Origin of the sequence: Arthrobacter sp. BB-1 (genome assembly GCF_006151685.1) — a bacterium.
In the GTDB taxonomy this organism is placed as follows: Bacteria; Actinomycetota; Actinomycetes; order Actinomycetales; family Micrococcaceae; genus Arthrobacter.
In genome coordinates, this window is the sequence record NZ_VDEV01000039.1 from 85,306 (window position 1) to 112,265 (window position 26,960).

Genomic DNA, 26,960 nt, shown 5'->3' on the forward strand with positions numbered 1-26,960 from the left:
AGCTAGCCTAGTTACTTTTCTTCGTGTTGCGCCCGTTGCAGGGCGTCGGTCATCCGCTCGAGGAACTTGACCACCACGCGCGCCTCCTCCGCCGTCAGTCCTTCCGCCACGGACATCATCTCCCGGTGCATGGCGCCGAGCGTTACGCGGACTTCCTTGTCAGACTCGACGGTGGGAACCACCACCACTGAGCGCCTGTCCGTGGGATGCGCCTCCCGGCGCACATGTCCGCTGGCCACAAGCCTGTCGATAAGGGACGTGGTGGAGGCGCTGGTGATGCCCAGGAACTGGCTGATGTCTTTGGGAACCACGGCCTTGCCGGATGCCTGGACGCGCAGCAGGTAGCGCAGGGCGAGGATATCCGTTTCGCCCATCCCCATGGAGTCCCGGGTGGACCTCCGGACGGCCGTTTCAGCGGTCCGGTAGTCCCGCAACGACTTCAGCACCGCCGCGCTGTAATCCAGTTGACCGTCCGGCCCATACCAATACCCGGAGCCTTCGTTACCCGTAGAGCGCATGGAATCATACTAGACCAGCTGATAACTAGACAGCCAAGTGACTTGCCCTGGCCGGCGTGAACGGGACGTTATCCCGGAGCTAACCGGCAAGAAACACCGGCGTAACGGCTGCCTCTTACTCTAGGTTTGCATAACCCTTCGGCGAATCGAGGCAGAATGCAGACCAACCCCCGCCTTAACATCAGGCAGGTCCCCTGGTCCAACCCCGTGGGCGCCGACCTGCGCCGGGCCCAGCAGGCCGAACTGGACGCCCGCTTCGGCACCCCGGACCACGAACCGGGGCCGCCGCCGTCGGGCGCCGACTGCGCAGTGTTCCTGGTGGCGTACGACAAGGGCTCGGGCCAGCCGGTGGGTTGCGGCGGACTGCGGATGCTGGACTCGACCACGGCGGAGATCAAGCGGCTGTACGTCCTTCCCTACACCCGGGGTTCGGGCGTGGCCAGTTCAATCCTGGCAGCCCTTGAGGCGGAGGCCTTCAAGCAGGGGATCACGCGGATCAAGGCGGAAGCAGGGTCGGCGCAGCCGGACGGGCGGAACTTCTACGAAAACTCAGGCTTTGAGGCAGTTCCGAACTTCGGACCCTACATCGGGGTTGCGCACTCCTACTGCTACGCGAAGAGCATCAACGCGCGCAGCGCAGCCCACACCGCCATGGCCTAGGCCGCGCCGGTCCCCTGCCGGATTCCCCGGCAGGGTGCGGCTGCGTCACACTCGGTGCGCCTGCGCTGCCTTCCGCTAACCTCGCCCTATGGAAACAGCAGACATCACTTTCCGCACACGCAAGTGGGTCCGGCCCGAGGACCTCAACGCGAACGGGACGCTGTTCGGGGGCAGCCTGCTGAAGTGGATTGACGAGGAAGCGGCCATCTACGCCATCCTCCAGCTCGGCAACGGCCGTGCCGTCACCAAGTACATCTCGGAAATCAACTTCGTCAGCTCCGCGGTGCAGGGCGACCTGATCGAGATGGGGCTGACCGCCACGCGCTTCGGCCGGACCTCCCTGACCATGCGCGCCGAAGTCCGCAACATGATCACCCGCCAAAGCATCCTCACCATCGAGGAGATCGTCTTCGTGAACCTCAACCCGTCCGGCAAGCCGGAGCCGCACGGGTACACCGAGATCACGTACGACCGGGACAGGATCCCCACGCACCACCTCACGGAGACCCTGAGCCAGGACTGACCGGGCAACTTTTACTGCCCGTTCACCCGCAAACCCCCGATCGTTTTCCCATCTGGACCAGAGTGGACAGCCGGGCTGTTTATCGAATCGATAGCCATAACAGCCGTGAATTCCGCATGCCCGGCGTTAGGCTTGCCGGACATGCTCCGATTCCAGTCCAGAAATGAGTCCTGATCGTGCGTAAATTCCAAGCTTTGGTCGCCGCCGCCGTCGCCGCCACCCTCCTTGCCGGATGCGGCGGAGGATCAGCTACCCCCGCCGCTTCGGGCGACGCCTCCTCGGCGCCTGCCGCCAGCGGCGAAACCCTGGTTGTTTACACCAACTCCAACGGCGAGGGCCGCGGGGACTGGCTGACCGCTAAGGCAGCCGAGGCGGGCTTCAAAATCGAGATCGTCGGTGCCGGCGGCGCAGATGCCACCAACAAGCTGATTGCCGAGAAGAACAACCCGATCGCCGACGTCGCGTTCGGACTGAACAACATGTACTTCTCGCAGGTCAAGGCTGCAGACGCCCTGGAACCCTACGAACCGGCCTGGGCTGGCGATGTGGACAAAGAACTGGGCGACGGCGAGGCCTACTGGCCCCTGGTAAAGCAGGCTATTCTCCTTGGCTACAACTCGGACAAGATCTCCAAGGACAAGGCCCCGCAGGACTGGACCGACCTGTGGACCAAGGACGAGTTCAAGTCGCGCTACGAGCGGGTGACCGGCCTTGGCACAGCAACGGCACAGCTCGTCTTTGCAGGGATCCTGAGCCGCTACCGGGACGATTCCGGCGACCTTGGCATCTCCGATGAGGGCTGGAAGCAGGTGGAGCAGTACTTCCAGAACGGCAGCCCGGCGGTGGCAAAGACGGACCTCTTTGCCCGGATTGCTTCCGGCGAAGTGGACATGGGCCAGATGCCGTCCTCGATCATCGCCGAGCGCGAGAAGTCCTTCAAGGTGAACGTCGAAGCAGTGGTCCCGTCCGTGGGTGTCCCCCTGGCCGTGGAACAGATCGCCCTGGTGAAGGGAACGAAGAAGGAGGAGCAGGCCAAGAAGTTCATCGACTGGTTCGGCAGTGCCCAGGTCCAGGGCGAGTTTGCCAAGCAGTTCAACTCCATGCCGGTCAACAAGCAGGCCGAAGCCCAGGCAAACCCCGAGGTGGTGGACTTCTTCGCAAGCGTCAAGCAGCAGGACATCGACTGGGAGTTCGTGCGGGAGAACATGGGCGCCTGGGTGGAGAAGATCGAGCTCGAATACATGACGTAACCGGTCCGCTCCCGGCCCCGTCAACCCGATCCTCGCTTCCCCAGACAGGTTTGCCATGATCCGCTTGGACAACATCGAAGTTTCCTTTGGTGATTTCACCGCCATCCCCAACCTTGACCTGCACGTGCGCCCGGGGGAGTTTTTTACTCTCCTGGGGCCGTCCGGCTGCGGGAAAACGACGGCGCTCCGCACCCTGGCGGGATTCATCCAGCCCACCAGGGGTACGGTGCACGTGGACGGCAAGGATGTCACCCGGCTTCCCAGCGACAAGCGGCAGGTGGGCATGGTGTTCCAGAACTATGCCCTCTTCCCCAGCATGAGCGTGTGGGAAAATATCGCCTTTGGCCTCCGGGTCCGGAAGGAGAAGCCGGCGGACAGTGACCGCCTGGTCCGGGACATCGCGCGGCGGGTAGAGCTCAGCGATGAGCAGTTGTCCAAGAATGTGGCGGAGCTGTCCGGCGGGCAGCAGCAGAGAGTCGCAGTGGCCCGGGCGCTGGTGCTGCGGCCCAAGATCCTCCTGCTGGACGAGCCGCTGTCCAACCTGGACGCCAAACTGCGCCACCAGCTCCGGCAACAGCTCAAGGACCTGCAGAGCGAGTTTGGGATCACCACTGTGTACGTCACCCATGACCAGGACGAAGCCCTGGCCATGAGCGACCGTGTGGCCGTGTTCAACAAGGGCGTGGTGGAACAAGTGGGGACGCCGCAGGAAATCTACGACCACTCCGCCACTGAGTTCGTCTGCAACTTCATCGGTGACAGCTCGGCCCTGACGCCGGAATTCGTGGCCGAACTCAACCGGCTCGCCGGGGCGGACCTTAGCACCGATGCAAAGTCCTACCTTCGGGTGGAAAAGGCGTCCCTGGCCCGTGGGGCTGAAGGAGGCGGCGCCGTCGGACTTTCCGGCGCGGTAATCTCACGCACCTACCATGGCCTGCACAGCCGCTATGTGGTGCGCAGCCATGGCGCGGAGATCCGCCTGCTGGTGAAGGAGGACGGGGCTGCCCACCCGGAACCGGGCACAAACACCACGGTCTACCTCCAGCCTGGGCACGTCCTGCAGTACCACCCGGAAACGGGCGCCGCCCTTCGGCAGCAGGACCCGGCAGCAGTCCTGCCATGAGCGGCACCGGAGTCCGGAGCATGGCCCGCTCCCCGTTCGTCCTGGTGGTCGGCGCGGTCCTGACCTGGTTCATTGCGGCGTTCCTGGTATGGCCCAACATCAACGTCCTGATCGCCACGTTCTTTCCGGACGGCAGCTTCTCCGGGCGGGCAGCAGAAAAGCTCTTCACGTCCCAGCGGGCCATGAAGGCGCTCGGCAACAGCTTCCTGCTGGCGCTGGCCCTGTCCATCACCGTGAACCTGGTGGGCGTGTTCATCGTCCTGGTGACGCACTATTTCCGGATCCGGGGTTCGCGGATCCTGTTCCTGGGTTATGCGTCCACTTTCATCTACGGCGGCATTGTCCTTGCTGCCGGGTACAAGTTCATCTACGGGGACAAGGGAATCGTCACGTCACTGCTGGTGAGGGTGTTCCCCGGGATGGACCCGGGCTGGTTCTCCGGATTCTTGGCCGTCCTGGTGGTGATGACCTTCGCCACCACCACCAACCACATGCTGTTCGTGGCCAACGCGCTGAAGGGCATCGACTACCAGACCATTGAAGCGGCCCGGAACCTGGGGGCCTCAACCTGGACCATCCTCCGGCGGATCGTGCTGCCCATGCTCACGCCCACCCTGTTCGCCGTCACCATCCTGTCCTTCCTCACTGGGCTGGGTGCCCTGAGTGCACCCCAAGTGCTCGGGGGGCGCGACTTCCAGACCATCACCCCGATGATCCTGACCTTCACCAACAGCCCCACCTCACGGGACCTGGCCGCCCTGCTGGCCGTGATCCTGGGCCTGGCCACCATCCTCATGCTCGCCGTCATGTCCCGCCTGGAAAAGGGCGGCACCTACTTCTCGGTATCCAAGGTGTCCTCCGCACTGCAGAAGCAGGAGATCACCAACCCCATGGTCAATGTGGTGGTGCACGTCGTGGCTTACCTGCTGTTTGCTGTGTACACACTGCCTGTAGTGCTGATTGTGCTGTACTCCTTCGCGGACGGTGCCGCTATCCAAACCGGCCAGCTCTCGCTCGGCAGCCTGACGCTGGAGAACTATGAGCGGGTTCTCACCCAACAATCGGGACTGCGGCCGTTCATCGTGAGCGTGGTGTACAGCGCCCTGGCTGCAGTGATCGCCGTGGGCGGCCTGCTGTTTGTGGCCCGGCTCCTGCAGAAGTACAAGAACTGGGTGGCTGCGGCCTTCGAATACCTGCTCCACATTCCGTGGATCCTGCCGTCCGCACTGCTGGCCCTGGGCCTGATCATCAGTTACGACCATCCCAATCCGCTGGTGGGCGGCGCTGTACTGACCGGAACCACAGTGATCCTGCTGATTGCCTTCGTGACGGTGAAGATCCCCTTTACCCTGCGCATGCTCAAAGCGTCCTTCGCCTCAGTGAACTCCTCGTTGGAGGAAGCAGCGGCCATCATGGGCGCCAAGACGCTGTATGTGTTCCGGCGGATCCTGCTGCCGCTGGTACTGCCGGCCGCCGCTGCCATCACTGCCCTGAACTTCAACAGCCTGCTGGACGACTACGACACCGCAATCTTCCTGGCCCACCCCCTGGTTCAGCCGCTGGGCCTGGTGATCAAGGCGAACACGGACGGCGCGGAAGGCGTTGACGGGATTGCCAACACGTTCGTCTACACCGTGCTCTTGATGGTCATCACCGGCGTGACCATGTACCTCGTCTACGGACGCTCCAGCAGGGGCCGCTCCAAGCGGAAGCGGCTGCCTGCCGTTCCACCGGCCGCCCCGGTTCCCGGTCCGGGGCTTGCCGGAACGCCGGTTTCCGGGGAGGACGCCGCGCAGCCTGCAGCTCCCGTCCGCTGATCAGCCGGCGGAACCGCTGACGACGGCGGCACGGCGGTTCCGCCGTCGGGCCAGCTTCAGGAGGCCGTCACGGAGCGGCTGGGCGCCGTCCGCGAAGGCGATGCGCCCCATCGCCGAGGAGGCCAGGCTCAAGGCCCGGGTCCGCATCCGCCGCTGCCGGTCGTAGGCGCGCAGCGCCTGCTCCTCCGGCAGCGTGTTGAGAAGGTCAGCCAGTGTTACGGCATCCACCAGCGACTCGCAGGCGCCACGCCCCAGGGTGGGCAGCATGGCGTGGGCGGCATCGCCGATGAGCACGGTCCGCCCGCGGACGTAGGAGCCCAGATGCGGAACTGTCCAGATCCGCTGGACCAGGCATGCTTCGGGCGTGGCTGCGGCCAGCGTGCGGCGGATGGCGGGCGCGTGGCCGGCATACCGCTTCCGGGCGTATTCCAGGGCTGATGCTGCGTCAATCCCGTACGGGCCCATGCCGGAACGGTAGCTGGCCCACCAGAAGGACCCTCCCCGGGCGGCAGCCATGCCGAACAGGTCGCCGCGGCCCCAGTATTCGCCCACCTCGTCGTGGCTGACCGGAACAGGCAGGATCCCTCGAAGGGCAAGGTACGGGGTCAGGCGGGCGTCCGTTCCGGCGCCCCAGACCTCTCTGCGCACGGCGCTGTGCACGCCGTCAGCGCCGACCACCAGGCTACCGTCGTCGGGGCGTGACCGGACGTTGCGGGTGACCCGGCGGACTGTTGCCGGGACGGCCCCGTCCAGCAGCCCCAGCAGGTCAACCCGGGAGATGCCGAACATCTCCCCCGCGTTCACAGTGACCCAGGGCTCACCTTGGGCGTCACGGACCGACCCGCTGCCGATCACCGGGCTGACAGCCCGTGCCTGCTCAAGGATTCCCAGCCGCGCCAGCGCACGCTGGGCGTTGGGCCACATCCCCAGCGCGTGGCCCACGGCCGGCAGCTCGGGCCGCTTCTCGTACATTGTCACCTGGAAGCGGCTGGGGTCCAGGCTGGCGGCCAGCGCCAGGCCGGCAATACCGCCGCCAACAATCGAGATTGTTTCCATACAGGCGATTTTACTACTTTTGTAGTGATCCGGAAGGGTTCAATTACACTGGGCCCATGCCTGACCGCCGGACCCAACTCCTAGATGCCGCCCTGGCCGTCGTGGCGGATAAGGGCATGAAAGGCCTTACCCACCGGTCCGTGGACGCCGCCGCCCAGGTGGCGGAAGGCACCACCTCCAACTACTTCCGCAGCCGCGCCGCCCTCGTTGAAGCGGTGCTGGAGCGCCTGGAACGCCTTGACGGCCAGCTGCTCCGGGACCAGGGAATGGGTGGTCCGCCACGCACCCTTGAGGAACTTGCCGGCCAGCTGGCCGGCATGGTGCTGGCGCTGGCCGGCGAGCACGCGGGCCTGACCCGCGCCCGGCTGGCCCTCTCGCTGGACCGGCCGGAGTCGGTGACGGCCGGGCATTTCCGGCTGGTGGGCGGCCTGGAGCAGGCCCTCACCGCTTTGGGGGTTGCGGACGGGTCCGCCCGCGCCCGGGACGTTGCGGACTACGGCGACGGCGTCCTGCTCCACCTGCTCACCGTCAGGCGGGACGAACAGCCCGACGCCGCGGCCATCGCCGCAGCGGTCCGGCGGCTGCTTGCGCCCTGAGGCCAAAGTCGCCTTCAACCCCCGGCACGACGGCGGCCTGCCGCCTCAGCCGGCGCCGCACCGCCGTCGTACTCCCGGCAGTCCTTGTCAGGGCTGTCCCGGCCAGCCGGTGTAGGCCTCGGCAAGGTAAGCCATGCCGTGCCTGGATGATACCACCGAGTTCAGCTCACCCAACTGCCGGGCACGGGAGAAGTCATCCGCATCCGCAGGGGTGTGCAGCATGGTGGTCATCCAGTAGGAGAACTGCTGCGCTTTCCACACCCGCTCCAGGGCGCGGTCGCTGAAGGTATCCAGCAGATGGTCAGAGCCGGAGTTGTAGTGGGTGTCCAGCCCCTCGAAGAGCATTTTGACGTCATGGATGGCCAGGTTGAGGCCTTTGGCACCGGTGGGCGGGACCGTGTGGGCGGCGTCGCCGGCCAGGAACAGGTTGCCGTGGCGCATGGGCGTGTGGACGAAGCTCCGGAAGGGCAGGACCATCTTGTCGATGACGGGGCCTTCCTTGAGTTCAAACCCGTTGCCGTTCACCCGGCTGCGGAACTCGGCCCAGATCCTGTCGTCATCCCACTCCGCCACGTTCTCCTTGGGATCGCACTGGAAGTACATCCGCTGGACCGTCTCGGTGCGCTGGCTGATCAGGGCAAAACCGTTCGCGGAGTTGGCGTAGATGAGCTCGTCCGCGCTGCGCGGGGCCTCGGCCAGGATCCCGAACCAGGCGAAGGGGTACTCGTGGAAGTACCATTTGCGGTGCGCCTCCGGGATCTGGAAGCGGCAGTGGCTGCGGGAACCGTCGGCCCCCACCAGGAAGTCGGCCTGGATCTCGAACTCCACGCCGTCCGCGTCCGTGAACCAGACCTTCGGCCTGCCCTCAAGGTCATGCACTGTGGTGTCCGTGACGCTGTACCGGACGTCCCCGCCGTCGGCCTTCCTGCGGGCGGCGAGGTCCAGGAAAACGTCCGTCTGCGGGTAGAGCCACACGGATTCGCCCACGAGGTCCTTGAAGTCCACGCGGTGGCTCTCGCCGTTAAATCGCAGCTCAATGCCGTCGTGCCGGTCGCCGTCGCGCAGCACGCGGTCCGAGACGCCGCTTTCCACCAGCAGGTTGACGGTGCCGTGTTCCAGGATGCCGGCCCGGACGGTCTCGGAGATCTCCTTGTGGCTGCGGACTTCGACGACACTGGACTCGATCCCGGCCTTTGCCAGCAGGTGGGACAGCATCAGGCCGGCCGGGCCTGCGCCCATGATGGCCACCTGGGTGGTGATGATCTTCCGTGGCATGGCATTCTCGCTTCGTTGCGGGGCCGCTGCCGGCCCGTGGGTGCTTCTGCCTCCAGTGTGCGCGCGGGCCGTTCAGCGCGGTACATCGATTCCGTTGAACGGAATCAAGATTCCTCCGCTTTACCGTTCCGCAAGCCTCCGGGCAATGCCCCTGGCAGCTGTCTGCAGGGCGGGCACCAGGGCCTGCAGGCGCATCTCCTGCAGGGGAACCACGACGCCTAGCGAGGCCACCGCACGCTGGCGCGGGTCAAGGACGGGGACGGCGATGCCCCAGGTGTCCGGATCCACAACGCCCTTCAGCTGCGCAAAGCCCTGGTGGAAGGTCTCGCTGAGCAGCATCCGGACGGCGTCGGTGCTGACCTTCCCTTCGGGGTCTTCGAACTGGTCGAGATACAGGCTTTGCAGCAGCTTGTCCTGGTGCGCCATCAGCGCCAGGCCGGCGGACGAGGTGTGGACGGGCATCCGGCCCGCCACCTTTGCCCGGTTGGCGACCGAGCCGCGCCGGGACAGCCGCTCGACGAACAGGGCTTCCCAGCCATCCAGCACGGCCAGGTTCACGTTTTGGTTGAGGACCTGCTGGATATCCTCCATGAACGGCATGGCCGCCTGGCGCAGGGCAAGGGTGGGGGCGGTGCGGTTGACCAGCTCCCACAGCCGCAGGCCGGGCCGCACCAACCCTCCCGGAGCAGCCTCCAGCAGGCCGTGGCCGGCAAGCTGGCGGACCAGCCGGTGGGCGGTGGTAAGCGGCAAGCCCGCGCGTTCGGCGAGGTCCGCCAACTGCAGGGCGCTGACGTCCTCGGGAAAGGCGGAGATCAACCGGACAATCCGGTCCACCACCGAGTCACCCGAGGCAGAATTGGCCACCGCACACCGCTCTTCCGTTGAATGGGTAGTACAAGCCTACCCATGCCGCGGTTCAGGTGGGCCGCGCGCCCCTGCCAGGCGCCGTCGTCGTGCGTTCCCTTAAGCGGCGCCACGCTCCGGGGGCAAGCACCACGGCAATGCCGACGACGGCTCCGATCACCGTCTCGACGATGCGGTCGCGGAGGAGGATGCCGGGCGAGGACGGGACCACCAGCAGCGTGGACACCAGTGCGAGCGGCGTGACGAAGACTTGGGCCAGCAGGTACTGGCGGATGATGAACATCTCGGCGCCGAACTGGCACAGGGCCATGACCAGCACGGTCTGCCACGGCTGTAGGCCCAGCACCAGGATCCCAGCCATCAGCACCAGCCCGAGCACGGTGCCGATGATCCTCTGGACGCCACGGCGGACGCGGTGCCGCGTGGTGTGCCCCACGAGCGGAACGACGGCGGCAACCATGGCCCAGTAGTTGTGGCCAAACCCGAGGCGGCTGCCTGCCCAGGTGGCAAGTGCGCCGGCCAACCCGGCGGCCACCAGGTAGCCGAGGCCCTCAAGCCGGGCCGCACGCTTTTCTTCCGCGGTGCGGCGGATGGGCCGCGGCCGCACCCACGGCGTGCGTCGGCTGGGCAGCACCCGTGAGGAGAAGCCGACCAGCAGGGAAAAAGCCGTGGTGGCGACGGCGACCAGCATGCCCTCCCACAGCGGCGGCTGGTTGGGGATCGAGGCAATGGCCGCGAAGGCGAAGATGTGGAAGAGGGATCCCGCGGGCCGCAGCCGGAACCAGGAAATGGCAACGGAGCAGCCGCCGGCCACCAGCGTGGTGGCAAGGACCAGGAGCCAGGTGGCGCCGGCGTCATCCAGCCCCCAAGCCGCGCCGGCGCGGGCAGCGAGCGCAGCGAGGAGGATCACCAGCAGCATGAGCACGCCCGCCCGCAGCTGCAGCGCAAAACGGGTGCCGTGCGGTTCGCCGCGGCCGTAAATCCCGGTGAAGGCACCAAAGGACGCGAAAATGGCCAGGTCCAGCCGGCCCAGCAGCACCAGGGTGAAGAGCGGAACGAAGACGCCCACCGCGCACCTCAGGGCCGGCTGGTGGTCCTTATTGCCGGGAGCAATGCTGAACATCTCAGCGAGCAGCTTCACGTGGAATAGCGCCTTTCCTGCGGGACAGTGTGCCTGGGGAGGCCCAGTTTCCGGTTTGACGGGCGGCCGCGCTGACGTTCCTCCAGAATCCTACGCCCGGCACGCGTCGCGAAATCGGAACGGCCGGGCAACACCCCTGAAACAGCGCCGCGCAATCCTTGGACCATGAAGTCCCCTGCAAGGACCACCCCCGAGGCTGAGCTGAGTTGCGAGGTCTGCGGCCTGATGCCGGAGCCGACCCGGACGCGGCTGACCTTGGCCAACGTGGCCGTGATGCTTCCGATCGAGCTCCTGGTCCATGCCCTGGTGGTGGGCACCGAGCTTCCCTACCTGGCCAAGGTGCTGGTGCTGACTGTCACCGCCACCGTCCTGGTCATCTGGGTGGCGGAGCCCTCCGCCGCCCGGGTGCTCCGCGGATGGCTGCATGCTCCGGCCCTGCGGCAGCGGCGGCGGCTCGCCGTGGCCCCCGCGTTGTGGCGGGCCCGCACCGTCCTGCGGGATGAGCCGGGATCATTGCAGAAGGTCACCAAGGCTCTGGCCCGGCTGGACACGAATATCCTGAGCATCCACGTGCACCCGGTGGCCGGCGGCGTGCTGGACGAGTTTGTTCTGTCCACGCCCGGCGACGTGGATGAATACCAGCTGCTCGAGGCGCTGCAGCAGGCCGGCGGTACCCGGTCCCGCGCCTGGCCCACAACAGCGCTGGCCATGGCGGACGGGCAGACGAAGGCGCTGAGCCTCGCGGCCCGGATCGCCGACGCGCCGGATGAGCTTCCGCTCGCGGTGGCGGAACTGCTGCGGGCACGGATCCTTTCCCCGTCGGAGGCGCTGTTGGAAAGGCACGACGCCGGCACGCGGCTCAAGATTCCCACGGCCTGGCACGGCCCCATCACCTTTGCGCGTCCCGGGGAGCCGTTCACCCCGGCGGAATCCGCCCGCGCCCACCGGCTGGCCGAGCTCGCCGAGATCCTGGCTCACCGCCCGGCCCCGGGCCTCCCCAGTTAGGTAGCGCAGTTCCGGGCGGGGGCTACATGCGGACGGTCAGCGCGGACGGGTCCATGGTCATCAGGACGTGCTTGCCCTGGCCTTCGTGGTCGCCGTCCAGCTGGTAGTCGTCGTTGTGCTCGAGGGTGATCTCCACGGTCTTGCCCTGGAAATACTCCACCGCCGTGTCCTTGCCACGGCCCTTGCCGATCATCCCGGCAACCACGGAGAGCCAGCCCAGTTTTCCGTGGTGCGGGGCCAGCACGGCCACATCCAGCAGGCCGTCGTCCATTTTGGCTTCGGGGAAGATCTCCAGGCCGCCCTGGACCTTGCCACAGTTGCCCACCATGACGCTGCGCACCCCGCGGTGCACGGCAGTCTTCCCGTCAATCACAATGGTGGCCTTCACCGGTTTGCCCGGAAGGTTGCGGATGCCCGCGTCCACATAGGCCAGCCAGCCCACTTTGTCCTTCAGGTCCTCGTTGGTGTCGGCCATGATGGTGGCGTCGTATCCAACCCCGGCCATGACCAGGAACAGCTGCTCCTTGTCGGGGTCGCTGCGGCGGGCCCGGACGACGTCGATCTTCCGCTCGGTCCCAATCAGGGCACCGGCCATGGCGCCGTCGTAGTCCGTGACGTCCATGCCCAGGTTGCGGGCCAGGAGGTTGCCCGTGCCGAGCGGGAGCAGGCCCATCGGGACGTCGCCACCGGACAGGACCTCGGCGACGCACCGCACGGTTCCGTCGCCGCCGGCCGCGATGACAATATCGGCACCCTGGGCGAGTGCTTCCTTGGCCTGGCCGACGCCGGGATCCTCCTTGGTGGTTTCGAACCAGAGCGGTTCGCCCCAGCCGTTTTCCACGCAGTGCTTTGCCACCAGGCCGCGCACGTCGATGTCCACGGGCTTGGCAGGATTGACGATGATTGCGGCGCGCTGGAGTGAAGTGGAGCTGTTGGCAGTCATGGCGTCCTTTGGTGGCGAATGGAAAGGCTACTTCTGAAAGAAGACTAGCCTGCCCCGCGGCGGGTTCGAAGCAGGCGGGCAGCGGGACGGTAGCTACAGCGCCTTGACCGCCCCGAGCACCTGCGCCAGTGAGTCCTTGGCGTCGCCGAACAGCAGCGAGGTCTGGGGCTCGTACAGCAGGTCGTTCTCGATCCCGGCGAAACCCGGCCGCATGGACCGCTTGAGGAAAATCACCTGACGGGCCTCGGCCACTTCCAGGATGGGCATGCCGTAGATGGGGGATCCCTGGGACGTCTTGGCCGCGGGGTTCACCACGTCGTTGGCACCCACCACCAGGGCAACGTCCGCGGTTTTGAACTCCGGATTGATCTCGCCCATTTCCTTGAGCGACTCGTACGGCACGTTCGCCTCGGCCAACAGCACGTTCATGTGCCCGGGCATCCGGCCCGCCACGGGATGGATGGCGAAGTCCACCTCGATGCCCCGCCCCTCCAGGGCCAGAGCCAGTTCGGCGGCGGTGTGCTGGCCCTGCGCCACCGCCAGGCCGTAGCCCGGAACAATGATCACCCGCTGCGCGTAGCCCAGGAGCACCGCCACGTCCTCGGCGCTGGAGGACCGCACCGGACGCTCGCTCACGGCGGTGGATCCCGCCGTCGAACCTCCCCGGAAGGCACCGAACAGGACGCCCGCGACGCTCCGGCCCATGGCGGCGGCCATGGCACGGGTGAGGATGGTACCCGACGCGCCCACCAGGGTGCCGGCGACCACCAGCAGCACGTTGCCGAGCACCACGCCGGAGGCCGCCACAGCCAGGCCCGTGAAGGCGTTCAGCAGCGAGATGACGATCGGGACGTCGGCCCCGCCCACGGGCAGCACCAGCAGGATGCCCGCCGCGAGGCCAAGCACCAGCAGCAGCACCGCCAGCGCCAGCGAGCCGGTGACAACGACGGCAGCGGCGGACGCGACAGCGGCGAGCAGCACCGCGGCCATCACCACGGGGAGGCCCGGGAACAGTACCGGGCGGGTGGTCATCAGTTCCTGCAGCTTGGCGAACGTGACCCCCGACCCTGCGAAGGACACGGCGCCCACCAGGAGCGTGAAGACAATTGCCAGCCGCATCCAGGGGTCACCGGCATGGCTGAGTTCCAGGAGCGCCACCAGCGCCGCCGCCCCGCCGCCCACGCCGTTGAACAGCGCCACAAGCTGCGGCATCTGGGTCATCTTGACCCGCCGCGCCACCGGGGCGGCAACGGCTGACCCCACGGCGATCGCAGCGATGATCCACGGGATGTTCTCCAGCCGCGCGGACAGGAACACCGTGACGACGGCGATCAGGGCGCCCGCGGCACCGACCAGGTTGCCGCGGCGGGCCGTCCGGGGGGAGCTGAGCCCGCGCAGCGCCAGGATGAAGAAGACGGCGGCAATGAGGTACAGGAGCGAGGTCCAGACGGGATCGAGGAGGCTCATCTGCCGTCCACCTTCCCCGCTGCTTCTTTGGTGTCCACCTGTTTCTTCGCGTGGAACATGTGCAACATCCGGTCCGTCACCACGAAGCCGCCCACCAGGTTGGCAGTAGCGAGGACGACGGCGAGGAGGGCCACCGCGAGCACCCACGGGTCCGCTGCCTGGCCGGCCACAATGATGGCGCCCACCAGGATGATCCCGTGGATGGCGTTGGCGCCGGACATCAGGGGCGTGTGCAGGGTGCTGGAGACCTTGGAAACCACCTCGAAACCGACGAACACGGCCAGTACGGTAATGGTCAGCAGACTGATTCCGTCCATCAGAGCACCCCTTCCCGCCGGCTGCCGGCCCGCTCCGCCAGCAGATCCGCCGTCGGCCGGTGCCGCACTTCCCCGTCGTGCGTCAGGCAGGCGCCGGCCAGCACTTCGTCCCCAAAGTCGGGGACCAGGGCCCCTTCCCGGACCAGGAGCGCCACCAGGTTGGCAACGTTCTTGGCGTAGAGGCGGGAGGCGTCGGAGGCCATGGCCGAGGGGGCGTCCTTCAGGCCCACCAGCGTGACGAAGCCGGAACCGTCCGCCGTGGGCACCGGGATGTCCTGGCCTGGAACCACTGACTCCACGTTGCCGCCGGACTCTGCGGCGAGGTCCACGACGACGGATCCGGCCCGCATGCCCTGGACCATCTCGGTGGTGACCAGGAGGGGTGCGCGCCTGCCCGGGACGGCCGCCGTCGTAATCAGCACGTCCGCCTGGGCCACATGCGGGGCGATCAGCTGCCTCTGCCGGGTGCCGGCGTCCGAACTGAGCTGGCGGGCATAACCACCGGCTGCTTCCGCGGTTTCCAGGTCCAGCCGGATGAAGGTGCCGCCCATGGAGGCCACCTCGTCCGCTGAGGCGGGGCGGATGTCGTTGGCGAAGACGCGGGCGCCCAGGCGTTTGGCGGTGCCGATGGCCTGCAGGCCGGCCACGCCGGCGCCGAGCACCAAGACCCGGGCGGGCGGGACGGTGCCGGCGGCGGTCATGTACAGCGGGAAAAACCTGGGCAGCCGGATGGCCGCTTCCAGGACGCAGCGGTAGCCGGCCACCAGGGCCTGGGAACTGAGGGCGTCCATGGACTGGGCGCGGGAGATGCGGGGCACCAGTTCCAGGGCGAAGGCCGTGACGCCGGCGTCTGCGAGCGCCTCCACCGTTGGGAGTTCGGACGACGGCGACGCGAGCCCCACGGTGACGGCGCCCCTTTTCAGGGACCGGGCGGTTTCCGGGTCGAGGGGCCGGACGTGGGCGAGGACGTCCAGTTGGGCGAGGTCGAGGTCATGGACGAGGTGCGCCCCGGCCTGGGTGTATGCCAGGTCCGGGTATCCCGCCGCCGCGCCGGCGTCTTCCTCCAGGAGTATCTCGACGCCGAGCGCTGCCAGTTGCTTCACCGTTTCCGGTGTGGCGGCCACGCGGCGTTCGCCCTCCCGCCGTTCCCGCGGTATGCCCAGTTTCACCCGCCGTCTCCCCTCGTTGCACGGGTGCGGCAGCGCCGCCCTGCTGGGACGTTGGCCTGTGTGGACCGTGGGTCTTCGCGGAGCGGCGCTGCTGCACGTAGTTGGCTAGAGTCTATGGCCCGCACCGCTGCCGCGGGAGTGGGGCGGCATTCTTGGTGGTAAACAGTTACCTTACGGGTCCCCCGCGTGCCGGCGGCTGCCTTGTTCCCCGCCCGCCAGCCGGTAGGAATCCTGGAGCAGTTCCGCCAGCAGCTTCCCGTCGATCCGGTCCAGCCGCACCAGCACCAGTTGGGGAGAGCGTTCGTGATGCGGGGTCCAAAAGAAGGTTTCCGGCTCCGTTCCTGCCAGGGCCTCGCGTTCTTCGGTCTTGACGGTGAGGACTCCCGGTTCCCAGATCCGGCCCATCAGGGTCTTGGCGAACCAGGCGGGCCGGCCCCAGCTCAGCCGCTCCGTGACGCCCGGGAGTGCCAGGGAAATCCTGCGGACGTCGTCTTCCGTTGCCATGGGCCACAGTCTGCCTGCGCGCCAGCCGCCGGACAAGAGCCGGCGTGGCAAAGCGTTTTTGTCCAGATATGCCGGCTTCCGCACGTCTGAGGCCTGCATACGTGCACAAAACCCCAGCAGACCCGCCTACCCCCGGGCGGTCAGGTCGGCCGAGACGAGTTCCGCCGTCGCCACAATCTCCTGCGCCACCGAAGCCAGGAAGGCTTCCGGGTCCGGCTTGGCGGCCACGGCCTGCGCCTGCAGGGAAACGTTCACGGCGGCCACCACCTTGGATCCGTCATAGACCGGCGCGGCCACGGACATGAGCCCGAGCTCCAGCTCCTGGTCCAGCAGGCACCAGCCCTGGGCCCGGACCGTGTCCAGGACGGCCAGGAGTTCTTTGGCGCTGCCCAACGCGCGTGGGGTGAGCGGCTTGATCTCCGCCTCCGCCAGGTACGCCTTGAGGTCGGCAGGAGGCAGCCCGGCAAGCAGTACCCGGCCCATCGACGTGGCATAGGCGGGGAAGCGCGTGCCCACCGTAATGCCCACGTTCATGATCCGGCGCGTGGTCACCCGGGCGATGTAGGCGATGTCCGTCCCGTCGAGCACGGCCGCGGAGGTGGATTCGCCCAGCTTCAGTGACAGTTCCTCGAGGTGCGGCTGGGCAAGCTGCGGCAGCGACAGCCCGGACAGGTACGCATACCCGAGCTGGAGCACCTTCGCCGTCAGCGCGAATGTCTTGCCGTCGGTCCTGACATAGCCCAGCTCCACCAGGGTGTGCAGGAACCGCCGGGCTGTGGCCCGCGTCAGCCCAGTGCGCGCAGCCACTTCCGTCAGGGTCATGACCGGATGGACCGTGTCGAACGCACGGATCACGGCGAGCCCGCGGGCCAGGGACTGGACATACTGGTCACTGGCCTGCGGGGCAGGCTGGCTGTCTGAACTGACGGCGTCGGTCATGGTTACCAATCCTAGGGCCGCCGGCTATGGCGTGGCAGCCGCCGCCTTGAGCGGGACGGGCACAAGTTCCTGCAGCTCTTCCAGGGTGCAGCCGAAGGTCTCGCGGACGGTGACGCCCTCGGGTCCGGTGAGGAACACGGCCTTGTCCGTGTAGACGCGGGTGACGCAGCCGACGCCGGTGAGCGGGTAGGTGCAGGACTCCACGAGCTTGGAGGCGCCTTCGCGGGTGAGGAGGGTCATCATGACGAAGACGTCCTTGGCGCCGGTGGCGAGGTCCATGGCGCCTCCGACAGCGGGGATCGCCCCGGGTGCGCCGGTGTGCCAGTTGGCGAGGTCGCCGGTGACTGATACCTGGAACGCGCCGAGCACGCAGATGTCCAGGTGCCCGCCGCGCATCATCGCGAAGGAGTCGGCGTGGTGGAAGTACGAGGCACCGGGGAGCTCCGTGACGGGGATCTTGCCGGCGTTGATGAGGTCCTCGTCGATCTGGTCCCCCTTGGCTTCGGGGCCCATGCCGAGCATCCCGTTCTCCGTGTGCAGCGTGATGTTCTGCTCCTCGGTGAGGTAATTGGAGACAAGGGTGGGCTGGCCGATGCCCAGGTTCACAAAGGATCCCGGTGCGATGTCCCGGGCCACCAAACGGGCGAGGTCGTCCCGGCCCAGCGGGGTGGCGGAGGTCTGGAGGGTTGTTGCGGTGCTCATTGTCAGGCCACCTTCTCGCTCGTGCCGGCGGTGCTGCCGGCGGCGGTGTTGTCGGCGGCCACGCGGACCACTGTGTTGACGTAGATGCCGGGGGTGACTACGTTTTCCGGATCCAGCGCCCCGACGGGGACAATCTCGGAGACCTGGACGATGGTCTGCTTCGCTGCAGCGGCCATGATCGGGCCGAAGTTCCGGGCCGTCTTCCGGTAGACCAGGTTGCCCTTGCCGTCGGCCTTGAGCGCCTTGATCAGGGCGACGTCGGCGTGGATGGGCGTTTCGAAGACCTGGCCGCGGCCGTCAATGATGCGGGTTTCCTTGCCCTCGGCGAGCATGGTGCCGTACCCGGTGGGGGTGAAGAACCCGCCGATCCCGGCCCCTGCCGCGCGGATCCGCTCCGCCAGGTTGCCCTGCGGTACGAGTTCCAGTTCGATCTCGCCGGCCTTGTACTTGGCATCAAAGTGCCAGGAATCGGACTGGCGCGGGAAGGAGCAGATCATCTTCTTCACCCGGCCTTCCTTGATCAGCAGGGCCAGGCCCTGGTCGCCCTGCCCGGCGTTGTTGTTCACCACCGTCAGGTCCGTGGCGCCGCATTCCAGCAGTGCGTCGATCAGTTCAAACGGTTGCCCGGCGTTGCCGAACCCGCCGATCATCACGGTGGAGCCGTCCTTGATGCCGGACACGGCCTCCCGGACAGTATCTACAAAAGTCAGCATTCGCTTAGGCCTTTCCTGTGTTGTTTCCGGAGGCGGTGACGTTTTCGAGGACCACGGCCAGCCCCTGCCCGACGCCGATGCAGATCGCAGCGACACCCCAGCGTTCGCCGGAGGCCTGCAGCGACCGCGCCAAAGTGCCCAGGATCCGGGTGCCGGACGCGCCGAGCGGGTGGCCCATGGCGATGGCCCCGCCATGCCGGTTCACGATCGAGGGATCGATGCCCCAGGCGTTGATGCAGGCCAGGGACTGGGCGGCGAACGCTTCGTTAAGTTCGACGGCGCCCACCTGGTCCCAGCCAATCCCCGCCTTTGCGAGGGCTTTGTTCGCCGCCTCGACCGGCGCGTAGCCGAAGTACTGCGGATCGTTCGCGTGCGCCCCGCGTCCGGCGATGCGGGCCAGGGGCTCCAGCCCCAGCAGCCCGGCGGCAGCCTCGGACCCCACCCAGGCCGCGGAGGCGCCGTCGGACAGCGGCGAAGCATTGCCCGCAGTGACGGTCCCGTCCTCGGTCCGGAAGACCGTCTTCAGCCCGGCGAGCTTCTCTGCCGACGAACCTGCCCGGATGCCTTCGTCCCGGACCAGGTCCGTGCCCGGAACCGGGGCCACGAGGTTGTCGTAGAAGCCCTCATCCCAGGCGGCGGCGGACAGGTTGTGGGAGTTCGCGGCGAACTCGTCCTGGGCCTCACGGGTCACACCGTACTTCTCCCGCAGCCGTTCGGTGGCCTCGCCCAGGGAAATGGTCCACTCCTTCGGCATGGCCTTGTTCACCAGACGCCAGCCGAGCGTGGTGGAAGCCAGGGTCATGTCCCCGGCCGGGTAGGGCTTCTCCGTCTTGGGCAACACCCAAGGGGCCCGGGACATCGACTCCGCCCCGCCCACCAGCATCAGGTCGGCGTCGCCGGCGTTGATCTGGCGGGAGGCGATGATCGCGGCGTCCAGCGAGGAGCCGCAGAGCCGGTTCACCGTGGTGCCCGGGATGGACACCGGCAGGCCGGCCAGCAGGGTGCCCATCCGGGCGATGTTCCGGTTCTCCTCGCCGGCGCCGTTGGCGTTGCCGAACACCACCTCGTCAATCCGCTCCGGATCCAGCGCCGGGGCGCGCTTCACGGATTCCTTGATCACGTGCGCGGCAAGGTCGTCGGGGCGGACGGCGGCAAGGCCGGAGCCGAATTTGCCGAACGGGGTGCGCACGGCGTCGTACACAAAAGCCTGGTTCATGGTGCTCCTCTTAATTCTGTCGGTGCCCCTCCCAACTAGGTAGCGCTAAGTGTCGTTTTGGAGGCTCATAACGACACTTGGCGCTACCTAGTTGGGCGGGCGGGGTTTAGTCGGTGTGGGTTGTGTCCAGCTCGCGGAAGACTTCTTGGGCTGTTTTGAAGGCGGTGTTGGCCGAGGGCACTCCGCAGTAGATGGCGGTCTGGAGCAGGATTTCCTTGATCTCGTCCCGGCTCAGGCCGTTCCGGACGGCGGCGCGGATGTGCATGGCCAGCTCTTCCCAGTGCCCGTGGGCTACCATCGCCGTGATGGTGACGGCGGAGCGCATCTGGCGGGTCAGGCCGGGCCTGGTCCAGATGCCACCCCACGCGATCCGCGTGATCATGTCCTGGAAGTCCTCGGTGAACTCGTCCTTGTTGGCGTTGGCCCGGTCAACGTGAGCATCGCCCAGGACTTCGCGCCGGACCTTCATGCCGCCGTCGTAAATGTCCTGGCTGGTGGCGTCCGGCCGGACCACACCGTGCCGCTCCGCGCCCGCCTGTCCAAAGCTGCTCACTTGGCTGCCCCCTGCGATTCGGCCCAGGAGATGAGGCCGCGCATCAGTTCCGCCACGTGGGCCGGCGCCTCGGCGGGGGCCAGGTGCGCCACGCCCTCCAGCGTGACGGCGGTTGCGGTGCCGCCCCCTGCGGTGATGCCCGCGGCCACTTCCTCCGCGAAAGACGGCGGGGCCACCCCGTCCAGCGCGCCGGCTATGACCTGGGTTGGGACCTGGATGCTGCCCAGTTCGCCACGCACGTCAAAGGCGGCAAGGGCCTCGCAGCAGAACGCGTAGCTGAAACGGTCGGCGTCGCGCAGGGCGTGCAGGAGCCGGCTGCTGAGTTCGGGCTCGCGCTCCATGAAGCCCGGCGCGAACCAGCGCTCCGCCGAGCCCTGGATCATCACGGGTGTGCCCTGGCTGCGGACGGTTTCGGCGCGCTCCAGCCACCCCTCCGGGGTGCCCAGCTTGGCGCCGCTGCACTGCACGGAAAGGCTCTTGAGCCGCTCGCCATGCTTGATGCCCAGCTGCAGGCCGGTGGCGCCGCCCAGGGAGACGCCGGCGTAGTGGAAGGACGCGCCGGGGGCGATGGAATCGACGAGGTCCACCACGGCGTCAGCCAGCGCGGCGACGTCGAACGTTTCGGTGGCGGCGGGCGAGACGCCGTGGCCGGGCAGGTCCCAGGCCACCACGTCGTAGTCGTCGCCCAGCACGGAAGCAGTGCGGTTCCAGAGGATGGTGGAAGTGCCCAGGGACGGACCCACCACCAGCAAGGGGTGGTCTCCAAGGGGACGTTGGGGTGACAGCAGCGCTGCCTTCAGGGCCGGCTTAGCCACGGGAAGCTCCATTCGGATCGGTGTCTGCAGATGGGTTGGCGGCGAAGTCCGGGTAGGCGGCCAGGATCCGCCGGGAAATCTCCGGAGCCTCGCCGAGGTAGCTGCCCGGGTTGAGGAGTTCCTCGAGCCGGAGGTCGCTCAGGATCCCGGCTGGAACGGCTTCGCGGAGCAGCTTGCGGTACGTGGCGGCCTGGTCCGCGGGCGGCGCCTGGAGCGTCCGGTCCACAACAGCCTGGAGCTGCTGCTTCCCGCTGGTCCCGCCCTTGTCCGAAAGCAGCGGGGCCACAGCGGCACCCACGCCTTCCGCCAGCAGCAGCGGACCGGCAAGGTCCAGGTTCCGGCGCATCGCGTCCGGGAAGACCTGCAGGCCCTCGGCCAGCTCACGGATATGGCCGGCCGCGCCGAGCGCCAGTGCCAGGAGCTGCCGGAGCGCAGGCCACTCGGTGTGCCACGCGGCGTCCGGGCGTTCATCGTTGAAGCTGGCGGCGGCCAGGTGCAGCTGGGCGGCCAGCGCCGGGGCCTGCAGCGCCGCGCTGCGGACCAGCACGGACAGTACCGGGTTCTGCTTCTGCGGCATGGCCGAGGAAACCCCCCGGCCGGCGGCCCGCGGCTCAGCCAGCTCGCCGACCTCGGGCCGGCTCAGGAACAGGACATCCGCCGCGATCTTGCCGAAGGCGTCCAGCACCGCAGCCAGGGCGTTGCCCAGCGACGTCACGGCCAGCCGGTTGGTGTGCCACGGTGCGGGCGCTGAAGCGAGGCCCAGCTGGGATGCCAGGGCGCCCGCGAGTCCAAACGGAGTGGCGGATGAGCCCGATGTCAGGACAGTTCCCGCAGCCAGCGTTCCCGCCGCGCCGCCGAACTGGACCGGGAAGTCCAGGCCCGCCAGCTGCCGGCCCGCAGCGGCCGTGCCGTGGAACCACTGGGCGGCCCGCAGGCCAAACGTGAAGGGCAGGGAATGCTGCGTCAGGCTCCTGCCCACGCACAGCGTGTCCGCATGCCGTTCCGCCAGGGCCGCGAGCGCCGCCGTCGCGCCTCTTAAGTCACCCAGCACCGCCTCCCCGGTGTTGCGGGCCACCAGCATCAGCGCCGTGTCCAGGACGTCCTGGCTGGTCAGGGACGTGTGCACCGCTTTTCCTGCCCCGACATTGGCCGCATCCAGCGCCGCGACCTGCGTCCGCAGGTCCGCCAGCAGCGGGATGACCGGGTTGCCGCCGCCCTGGGCACGCCGGGCGATGGCTGCCACGCTGTACCGGCCGGGCTCCGCGGCAGCGGACACGACGGCGGCGGAACCGGCAGGTGCCAGGCCCGCCTTCTCCAGCACGGCGGCCCAGCCGGACTCGACGGCGAGGATCGCCGCCAGGACAGCGCGGTCCCCCGTCAGTGCCCCCACAAGGGGCGACGCTGAGACGGGACTCAGCAATCCGGCGTCGCCCTCCATCTCGAAAGCGGACGGGGATCCCAGGCTGGCGGCTCCGGTCACTGGAAGTCCAGGAAGACTGTCTCGCCCTGACCCTGCAGGCGGATGTCCCAGGTGAGGCCGCCATCGGGGTCGCGGCGGGCGATCAGCGTCTTGCGGCGCTGCGGATCCAGGGAACTCAGCAGGGGATCGTTGGCCAGCGCCTCGGTGTCCTCCGGGAGGTAGATCCGGCTGAAGAGGCGGTTGGTCAGCCCGCGGGCAAAAAGCGCCACGGAAATGAACGGTGCCGCCGCTCGTTTTCCAGGGACCGGCCTGGTGGGCCCCGGGTTGACGGTGGTGAAGGTGAAGACGCCCGTGTTCCCGACGGCGCCGCGGCCCCAGCCAGTGAAGGTGTAGCCGTCCCGGACCAGGGAACCGGTCTTTTGGACCACGTTGCCCTCGGCGTCGGGCTGCCAGATTTCCAGGATGGCGTCGGGGATGGTGTGGCCGGCTCCGTCATAGACGGTGCCCTGGAGCCGGATGGAGCCGGGCGAGCCCGGGGCCACAAGCTCGTTGTCCTTCTCGAAGGGCAGGGCGTAGCCGTAGAACGGGCCGACGGTCTGGCCGGGCGTGGGTACCAGTTTGGTGCTCATCTTTCCTACTCCTCGTCGCCTGCGGCGCCGAGCGCCTCGTTTTCGGTCCAGGTGCGCTTTGGCCCGGTGAGGACGATGTCCCAGTTGTAGCCCAGGGCCCACTCCGGCTCCGTGATGCTGTGGTCGTACGTGGCCACGAGCCGGTCGCGGGCGTCCTGGTCCACGATGGTCTGGTAGATCGGGTCCAGCGGGAAGAGCTGGTCGCCGGGGAAGTACATCTGGGTGATGATGCGCTGGGTGAACTCGGTGCCGAACAGGGAGAAGTGGATGTGCGCGGGGCGCCAGGCGTTCAGGTGGTTCTTCCACGGGTACGCGCCGGGCTTGATGGTGATGAACCGGTAGGAGCCGTCCGGGCCGGTGATGCAGCGGCCGATGCCCGTGAAGTTGGGATCGATCGGCGCGGGGTGCTGGTCACGCTTGTGGATGTAGCGGCCGGAGGCGTTGGCCTGCCAGATCTCCACCAGCTGGCCTGCCACCGGGCGGCCGTCGCCGTCCAGGACCTTGCCGGTCACGATGATCCGTTCACCCTGGGGCTCGCCGTTGTGCTGGATGGTGAGGTCGGACTCGAGTGCGTGCACGTCCTGGTGGCCGAACGCGGGCGAGTAGAGCTCGATGGTCTCCGGGTCCGCGTGCTGCAGGCTCTTGGTGGGGTGCCGCAGGATGCTGGAGCGGTAGGGCGGATAGTCCAGCCGGGGCTGGGTCTCGGCGGACGCACCGTCTTTGAGGGCCCGCGCGTAGGCCTCGCCCAGGGCATTGATCTCCGCGCTGAGGTCGGCCTGGGTTTCGATGGCGAGGTCCAGGGGCAGGTGGGCGGCCTTCGGCTCGGCGGGCGGTACGAATTCGTCCGTTTCGAGCTCGGCGCTGGTGTCTTCCGGCACGGCTGGCTCCTTTCTGGTTTTTCGGATGGATGGGGTTGTCAGGTGTACAGGGAGCGATTCAGGTGCGGTGCAGCGAGTCGTACTGCACTGCGTGGCGGACCGGGGCGTTGGGCGCCCCGTAGCCGTCGTAGCTGCCGCGGCGCTCCACCATCTCGAAGAACACGCTGCCAACCGTGGCGGTGTAGAAGTGGAGGAATTCGCCGTCGGCGTCGCGGTCGTACAGGAGGTTGAGGTCCTTGAGGGTGGCCAGGAATCCGGGGTCGAGGTCGAAGCGGGCGTCCAGGTCCTCGTAGTAGTTCGCGGGGATCTGCAGGAATTCCAGTCCCCGGTCCCGGGCGGCCAGGGCGGCAGCCACGAGGTCGTCCACGGCGAAGGCGATGTGCTCCTGGTAGGTCTTGCGGACGCTCTGCGGACCCTGTTCGGCGGCCTGCTGCACCGGTGCCAGGTTCAGCACCAGCCGCACGGCGGCGTCGGACGTCTGCATGACCTGCGAGCGCACCAGCCCGCTGGGGCTGGGAACCTCCGCGAACGGCTGCGGCTCAAGTGCCAGGGCGCTGGTGTAGAAGAGGACGGCTTCGTCGAAGTGCTGCCAGGGCTGGGCCAGGTTTACGTGGTCGATCACGGCGGCAGCGGCGGCGGACGGGTGTTCCAGCCCTTCCCCGGAGTCCCGCGCCTGGCCGAATTCAGCAGTCCACGCGGCGGTGCCGTCCGGGCTGCCCTGGCAGAGGAAGATCTCGGTGGAGTCCGGGGCCGAGATGCCCTGGAACACCTCCTCGTCGGCCTGCACCTTGCGGGCCACCACAGGCGCCTTCAGCTGCTGCGCCCGGGCTGAGGCAATTACGGGGGAATCGACGTCGAACCCCAAAGCGGCGATGGCAGGCTCGGCGTGCTGCGCCGCCTGCTCGTTGATGATCACGCGGGCCTGGCCCATGGTCCACAGCTGGACGTCCTTGGTGCGGTGCCGGCCCTCGAATCCGAAGCCGAGCTGGCCCAGGAGCTTCTCGAGCTGCGCCGTGTCGTCCGCCTTGACCTCGGCGAAGTTGAAGCCGGCGGGTTCGTTCACCTTGGGCAAGGTGGCCAGTTCCATGGGATAACGACGGCGGCGCGCGGCGACGCTGCCCTCCGTACCGTCCGTGTCGTTCACGGCCAGCCATGTGGCGCTCTGCTCCTCGAGCCAGATCAGCGAACGCATGGCGTCAACGGCTGTCCGTTCGACGTCGGACTGGCGGAAGACGTCATTGAAGACTTCCAGGGAGACCGGCCCGGTGTAGCCGGCGCGGACCACGTGGCCCATGAACTTGGCGAGCTCGAACTGCCCTTCGCCGGGGAACACGCGGTAGTGCCGGCTCCAGGACAGGACGTCCATGGAGAGCTTGGGGGCGTCTGCCACCTGGACAAAAAAGATTTTCTCCGCGTTGATCTTCTCGATGGGAGCCGTGTCCCAGTCGCGGGAGAGGATGTGGAAGGAGTCCAGGCAGGTGCCGAAGTTGGGGTGGTCCACCATCTCCACCAGCCGGTAGGCGTGCTCGTAGTCGTTGACGTACTTGCCCCAGGCCAGGGCCTCGTAGGCCACCTTGACGCCGTGGTCCCCGGCGAGGTTGGCAAGTTCGGCAAGCTGGGAGGCGCGGAGGCCGTCGTCGTCGATTGTTGCCGTGGCCACGTTCGAGCAGACGAGGATGGTGTCCATGCCCAGCCGGGACATCAGCTTGAACTTTGCCTCGGCCCGGCGGAGGTTGGCTTTGAGCAGGTCCGGCGTGACGCCGTCGAAATCCCGGAACGGCTGGTAGAGGTCCAGCCCCAGGCCGAGGTCGGCGGCCATCTTGCGGACGTCCTCGGGGCTCAGTGGCGAGGTGACCAGGTCCTGCTCGAAGATCTCGATGCCGTCGAAGCCCGCGATGGCGCAGGCCTGCATCTTTTCCTTCAGGGTGCCGGAGAGGCAGACCGTCGCGATTCCGGTGCGCATCAGGCGGCCACCTCCTCGGCGGCCACAAGTTCCAGGAAGTGGCTCCGCATGCGGTCCGGGTCCGCTTCGAGGCCGGTGAAGATGCGGAAGGCGTCGGCGGCCTGGCCCACGGCCATCCGGCCGCCGTCCAGCACGTCGCAGCCCCTGGCGCGGGCACCGCGGACCAGTTCGGTGTCGATGGGGCGGTAGACGATGTCCGCAACCCAGTGCCGGGGCTCCAGCAGGTCCAGGTCCAGGGGGACGCCGGGGTGCGCGGCCATGCCCACCGGGGTGCAGTGCACCAGTCCGTCAGCCAGCCGCATCAGCTGCGGCAGCTCCGTCGTCGTCCGTGCCGCCACGGTGCTGTCCGGAAAGAAGCCGGCCAGTTCAGCCGCGCGGGCGGCGCCGCGCGCTGCGTCCATGTCCACGAGGTCCAGGTGGCGGACGCCTGCGGTGAGCAGGGCGTAGGCGACGGCGGACCCGGCACCGCCGGCGCCGAGCTGCACCACGCGGTCCAGCTTCGCACCGGGTAGGCCGGCGGCGAGAGCCGCGGCAAAGCCGGAGAAGTCAGTGTTGTGGCCAACGAACCGGCCGTCCTCGATCACCACCGTGTTGACGGCCCCCAGCCGGCGGGCGTCCGGGGACACCTCGTCCAGGTGCTGCAGGACCAGCTGCTTGCAGGGGTGGGTGATGTTCAGGCCGTTAAAGCCAAGGTTCCGTGCGCTCTTCAGGAGCTCTCCCACGGATTCCCCGGAAAGGCCCAGCTCGAGCAGGTCGATGGGCCGGTAAAGGTAGCGCAGGCCCTGCACATCACCTTCGCGTTCGTGCATGGGCGGGGTGAGTGACGGCATCACGCCGTCGCCGACCAGTCCCACAAGGTAGGACTCAGTGCGATTACTCATCCGTGCAGCTCCTTTGGTACGGC

General features: G+C 67.7%; 28 protein-coding genes. 7 read left to right on the forward strand and 21 right to left on the reverse strand.

Features of this window, described 5'->3' with window-relative positions:
• Window positions 1–11: 11 nt before the first annotated feature.
• On the reverse strand, window positions 12–518 hold the full coding sequence (locus tag FHJ30_RS19720; RefSeq protein WP_139030950.1) for a MarR family winged helix-turn-helix transcriptional regulator: 507 nt from the start codon (window positions 516–518) through the stop codon (window positions 12–14).
• A gap of 156 nt (window positions 519–674) precedes the next feature.
• Between FHJ30_RS19720 and FHJ30_RS19725 the strand changes: the two genes are divergently transcribed.
• The 5 genes from FHJ30_RS19725 (at window position 675) to FHJ30_RS19745 (ending at window position 5,891) form a co-directional block, all read left to right on the forward strand.
• The gene (locus FHJ30_RS19725; protein WP_139030951.1) at window positions 675–1,178 is read left to right on the forward strand and encodes a GNAT family N-acetyltransferase; all 504 of its coding nucleotides are present in this window, start codon (window positions 675–677) and stop codon (window positions 1,176–1,178) included.
• A gap of 88 nt (window positions 1,179–1,266) precedes the next feature.
• Window positions 1,267–1,701 (forward strand): acyl-CoA thioesterase, encoded by a 435-nt coding sequence (locus tag FHJ30_RS19730; protein ID WP_139030952.1) that lies wholly within the window; start codon window positions 1,267–1,269, stop codon window positions 1,699–1,701.
• A gap of 176 nt (window positions 1,702–1,877) precedes the next feature.
• Window positions 1,878–2,951, forward strand: a complete 1,074-nt coding sequence (locus tag FHJ30_RS19735) for an extracellular solute-binding protein (RefSeq protein WP_139030953.1) — start codon at window positions 1,878–1,880, stop codon at window positions 2,949–2,951.
• A 55-nt stretch (window positions 2,952–3,006) separates the two neighbouring features.
• On the forward strand, window positions 3,007–4,074 hold the full coding sequence (locus FHJ30_RS19740; RefSeq protein ID WP_139030954.1) for an ABC transporter ATP-binding protein: 1,068 nt from the start codon (window positions 3,007–3,009) through the stop codon (window positions 4,072–4,074).
• A complete protein-coding gene (locus tag FHJ30_RS19745; protein ID WP_139030955.1) occupies window positions 4,071–5,891 on the forward strand; it encodes an iron ABC transporter permease in 1,821 nt (606 codons plus the stop codon). The genes FHJ30_RS19740 and FHJ30_RS19745 overlap by 4 nt, the downstream gene beginning before the upstream one ends.
• Here FHJ30_RS19745 and FHJ30_RS19750 read toward each other — a convergent pair whose 3' ends face one another.
• Entirely contained in the window at window positions 5,892–6,947 is a 1,056-nt protein-coding gene (locus tag FHJ30_RS19750; protein ID WP_139030956.1) for an FAD-dependent monooxygenase, read from the reverse strand.
• A gap of 56 nt (window positions 6,948–7,003) precedes the next feature.
• Here FHJ30_RS19750 and FHJ30_RS19755 point away from each other — a divergent pair, with 56 nt between their 5' ends.
• Window positions 7,004–7,543 (forward strand): TetR/AcrR family transcriptional regulator, encoded by a 540-nt coding sequence (locus FHJ30_RS19755; RefSeq protein WP_139030957.1) that lies wholly within the window; start codon window positions 7,004–7,006, stop codon window positions 7,541–7,543.
• Between the two features lie 87 nt (window positions 7,544–7,630).
• On the opposite strand, the gene FHJ30_RS19760 is transcribed toward FHJ30_RS19755, so the two are convergent.
• From FHJ30_RS19760 to FHJ30_RS19770, 3 genes are all read right to left on the reverse strand, one after another.
• On the reverse strand, window positions 7,631–8,818 hold the full coding sequence (locus FHJ30_RS19760) for a 4-hydroxybenzoate 3-monooxygenase (protein WP_139030958.1): 1,188 nt from the start codon (window positions 8,816–8,818) through the stop codon (window positions 7,631–7,633).
• Window positions 8,819–8,938: 120 nt separating this feature from the next.
• On the reverse strand, window positions 8,939–9,682 hold the full coding sequence (locus FHJ30_RS19765) for an IclR family transcriptional regulator (protein WP_139030959.1): 744 nt from the start codon (window positions 9,680–9,682) through the stop codon (window positions 8,939–8,941).
• Between the two features lie 52 nt (window positions 9,683–9,734).
• On the reverse strand, window positions 9,735–10,823 hold the full coding sequence (locus FHJ30_RS19770) for an FUSC family protein (protein ID WP_139030960.1): 1,089 nt from the start codon (window positions 10,821–10,823) through the stop codon (window positions 9,735–9,737).
• 165 nt (window positions 10,824–10,988) lie between these two features.
• Between FHJ30_RS19770 and FHJ30_RS19775 the strand changes: the two genes are divergently transcribed.
• A complete protein-coding gene (locus tag FHJ30_RS19775) occupies window positions 10,989–11,828 on the forward strand; it encodes an ACT domain-containing protein (protein WP_139030961.1) in 840 nt (279 codons plus the stop codon).
• 22 nt (window positions 11,829–11,850) lie between these two features.
• On the opposite strand, the gene FHJ30_RS19780 is transcribed toward FHJ30_RS19775, so the two are convergent.
• The 16 genes from FHJ30_RS19780 to FHJ30_RS19855 form a co-directional block, all read right to left on the reverse strand.
• The gene (locus FHJ30_RS19780) at window positions 11,851–12,771 is read right to left on the reverse strand and encodes a diacylglycerol kinase family protein (protein WP_139030962.1); all 921 of its coding nucleotides are present in this window, start codon (window positions 12,769–12,771) and stop codon (window positions 11,851–11,853) included.
• 93 nt (window positions 12,772–12,864) lie between these two features.
• Window positions 12,865–14,238, reverse strand: a complete 1,374-nt coding sequence (locus FHJ30_RS19785) for an NAD(P)(+) transhydrogenase (Re/Si-specific) subunit beta (RefSeq protein WP_139030963.1) — start codon at window positions 14,236–14,238, stop codon at window positions 12,865–12,867.
• Window positions 14,235–14,555, reverse strand: a complete 321-nt coding sequence (locus FHJ30_RS19790) for an NAD(P) transhydrogenase subunit alpha (protein WP_139030964.1) — start codon at window positions 14,553–14,555, stop codon at window positions 14,235–14,237. Before FHJ30_RS19790 ends, FHJ30_RS19785 begins: the two co-directional genes overlap by 4 nt.
• Window positions 14,555–15,724, reverse strand: a complete 1,170-nt coding sequence (locus tag FHJ30_RS19795) for a Re/Si-specific NAD(P)(+) transhydrogenase subunit alpha (protein ID WP_139030965.1) — start codon at window positions 15,722–15,724, stop codon at window positions 14,555–14,557. The genes FHJ30_RS19790 and FHJ30_RS19795 overlap by 1 nt, the downstream gene beginning before the upstream one ends.
• 171 nt (window positions 15,725–15,895) lie before the next feature.
• A complete protein-coding gene (locus FHJ30_RS19800; RefSeq protein WP_139030966.1) occupies window positions 15,896–16,228 on the reverse strand; it encodes an MmcQ/YjbR family DNA-binding protein in 333 nt (110 codons plus the stop codon).
• 126 nt (window positions 16,229–16,354) lie between these two features.
• Window positions 16,355–17,167 carry an IclR family transcriptional regulator C-terminal domain-containing protein gene (locus FHJ30_RS19805; protein ID WP_139030967.1) on the reverse strand — a complete coding sequence of 271 codons (813 nt, stop codon included), beginning with the start codon at window positions 17,165–17,167 and terminating at the stop codon, window positions 16,355–16,357.
• Window positions 17,168–17,191: 24 nt separating this feature from the next.
• Entirely contained in the window at window positions 17,192–17,869 is a 678-nt protein-coding gene (locus tag FHJ30_RS19810) for a 3-oxoacid CoA-transferase subunit B (protein WP_139030968.1), read from the reverse strand.
• 2 nt (window positions 17,870–17,871) lie between these two features.
• A complete protein-coding gene (locus FHJ30_RS19815) occupies window positions 17,872–18,582 on the reverse strand; it encodes a 3-oxoacid CoA-transferase subunit A (RefSeq protein ID WP_139030969.1) in 711 nt (236 codons plus the stop codon).
• Between the two features lie 4 nt (window positions 18,583–18,586).
• Window positions 18,587–19,798, reverse strand: coding sequence for a thiolase family protein (locus tag FHJ30_RS19820; protein WP_139030970.1), 1,212 nt, complete (start codon window positions 19,796–19,798; stop codon window positions 18,587–18,589).
• 106 nt (window positions 19,799–19,904) lie between these two features.
• The gene (gene pcaC, locus FHJ30_RS19825) at window positions 19,905–20,351 is read right to left on the reverse strand and encodes a 4-carboxymuconolactone decarboxylase (RefSeq protein ID WP_139030971.1); all 447 of its coding nucleotides are present in this window, start codon (window positions 20,349–20,351) and stop codon (window positions 19,905–19,907) included.
• Window positions 20,348–21,166: an alpha/beta fold hydrolase gene (locus FHJ30_RS19830; protein ID WP_139030972.1), complete on the reverse strand. Its 819-nt coding sequence runs from the start codon at window positions 21,164–21,166 to the stop codon at window positions 20,348–20,350. Before FHJ30_RS19830 ends, pcaC begins: the two co-directional genes overlap by 4 nt.
• The gene (locus FHJ30_RS19835; protein WP_139031021.1) at window positions 21,159–22,604 is read right to left on the reverse strand and encodes a lyase family protein; all 1,446 of its coding nucleotides are present in this window, start codon (window positions 22,602–22,604) and stop codon (window positions 21,159–21,161) included. Before FHJ30_RS19835 ends, FHJ30_RS19830 begins: the two co-directional genes overlap by 8 nt.
• A gap of 38 nt (window positions 22,605–22,642) precedes the next feature.
• Entirely contained in the window at window positions 22,643–23,215 is a 573-nt protein-coding gene (gene pcaG, locus FHJ30_RS19840; protein WP_139030973.1) for a protocatechuate 3,4-dioxygenase subunit alpha, read from the reverse strand.
• A gap of 5 nt (window positions 23,216–23,220) precedes the next feature.
• Window positions 23,221–24,093: a protocatechuate 3,4-dioxygenase subunit beta gene (gene pcaH, locus FHJ30_RS19845; protein WP_139030974.1), complete on the reverse strand. Its 873-nt coding sequence runs from the start codon at window positions 24,091–24,093 to the stop codon at window positions 23,221–23,223.
• A 58-nt stretch (window positions 24,094–24,151) separates the two neighbouring features.
• Window positions 24,152–26,056 (reverse strand): sugar phosphate isomerase/epimerase and 4-hydroxyphenylpyruvate domain-containing protein, encoded by a 1,905-nt coding sequence (locus FHJ30_RS19850; RefSeq protein WP_139030975.1) that lies wholly within the window; start codon window positions 26,054–26,056, stop codon window positions 24,152–24,154.
• Entirely contained in the window at window positions 26,056–26,937 is an 882-nt protein-coding gene (locus tag FHJ30_RS19855) for a shikimate dehydrogenase (protein ID WP_139030976.1), read from the reverse strand. Before FHJ30_RS19855 ends, FHJ30_RS19850 begins: the two co-directional genes overlap by 1 nt.
• Between the last annotated feature and the right edge of the window lie 23 nt (window positions 26,938–26,960).

Coding starts and splice junctions, on each gene's coding strand:
- FHJ30_RS19820 (WP_139030970.1), bottom strand. CDS start 19,798: ATGAACCAGGCTTTTGTGTACGACGCCGTGCGCACCCCGTTCGGCAAA.
- FHJ30_RS19835 (WP_139031021.1), bottom strand. CDS start 22,604: ATGGAGGGCGACGCCGGATTGCTGAGTCCCGTCTCAGCGTCGCCCCTT.
- FHJ30_RS19740 (WP_139030954.1), top strand. CDS start 3,007: ATGATCCGCTTGGACAACATCGAAGTTTCCTTTGGTGATTTCACCGCC.
- FHJ30_RS19785 (WP_139030963.1), bottom strand. CDS start 14,238: ATGAGCCTCCTCGATCCCGTCTGGACCTCGCTCCTGTACCTCATTGCC.
- FHJ30_RS19775 (WP_139030961.1), top strand. CDS start 10,989: ATGAAGTCCCCTGCAAGGACCACCCCCGAGGCTGAGCTGAGTTGCGAG.
- FHJ30_RS19725 (WP_139030951.1), top strand. CDS start 675: ATGCAGACCAACCCCCGCCTTAACATCAGGCAGGTCCCCTGGTCCAAC.
- pcaG (WP_139030973.1), bottom strand. CDS start 23,215: ATGAGCACCAAACTGGTACCCACGCCCGGCCAGACCGTCGGCCCGTTC.
- FHJ30_RS19805 (WP_139030967.1), bottom strand. CDS start 17,167: ATGACCGACGCCGTCAGTTCAGACAGCCAGCCTGCCCCGCAGGCCAGT.
- FHJ30_RS19855 (WP_139030976.1), bottom strand. CDS start 26,937: ATGAGTAATCGCACTGAGTCCTACCTTGTGGGACTGGTCGGCGACGGC.
- FHJ30_RS19800 (WP_139030966.1), bottom strand. CDS start 16,228: ATGGCAACGGAAGACGACGTCCGCAGGATTTCCCTGGCACTCCCGGGC.
- FHJ30_RS19745 (WP_139030955.1), top strand. CDS start 4,071: ATGAGCGGCACCGGAGTCCGGAGCATGGCCCGCTCCCCGTTCGTCCTG.
- FHJ30_RS19850 (WP_139030975.1), bottom strand. CDS start 26,056: ATGCGCACCGGAATCGCGACGGTCTGCCTCTCCGGCACCCTGAAGGAA.
- FHJ30_RS19760 (WP_139030958.1), bottom strand. CDS start 8,818: ATGCCACGGAAGATCATCACCACCCAGGTGGCCATCATGGGCGCAGGC.
- FHJ30_RS19810 (WP_139030968.1), bottom strand. CDS start 17,869: ATGAGCACCGCAACAACCCTCCAGACCTCCGCCACCCCGCTGGGCCGG.
- FHJ30_RS19790 (WP_139030964.1), bottom strand. CDS start 14,555: ATGGACGGAATCAGTCTGCTGACCATTACCGTACTGGCCGTGTTCGTC.
- FHJ30_RS19755 (WP_139030957.1), top strand. CDS start 7,004: ATGCCTGACCGCCGGACCCAACTCCTAGATGCCGCCCTGGCCGTCGTG.
- FHJ30_RS19730 (WP_139030952.1), top strand. CDS start 1,267: ATGGAAACAGCAGACATCACTTTCCGCACACGCAAGTGGGTCCGGCCC.
- FHJ30_RS19780 (WP_139030962.1), bottom strand. CDS start 12,771: ATGACTGCCAACAGCTCCACTTCACTCCAGCGCGCCGCAATCATCGTC.
- FHJ30_RS19750 (WP_139030956.1), bottom strand. CDS start 6,947: ATGGAAACAATCTCGATTGTTGGCGGCGGTATTGCCGGCCTGGCGCTG.
- FHJ30_RS19815 (WP_139030969.1), bottom strand. CDS start 18,582: ATGCTGACTTTTGTAGATACTGTCCGGGAGGCCGTGTCCGGCATCAAG.
- FHJ30_RS19720 (WP_139030950.1), bottom strand. CDS start 518: ATGCGCTCTACGGGTAACGAAGGCTCCGGGTATTGGTATGGGCCGGAC.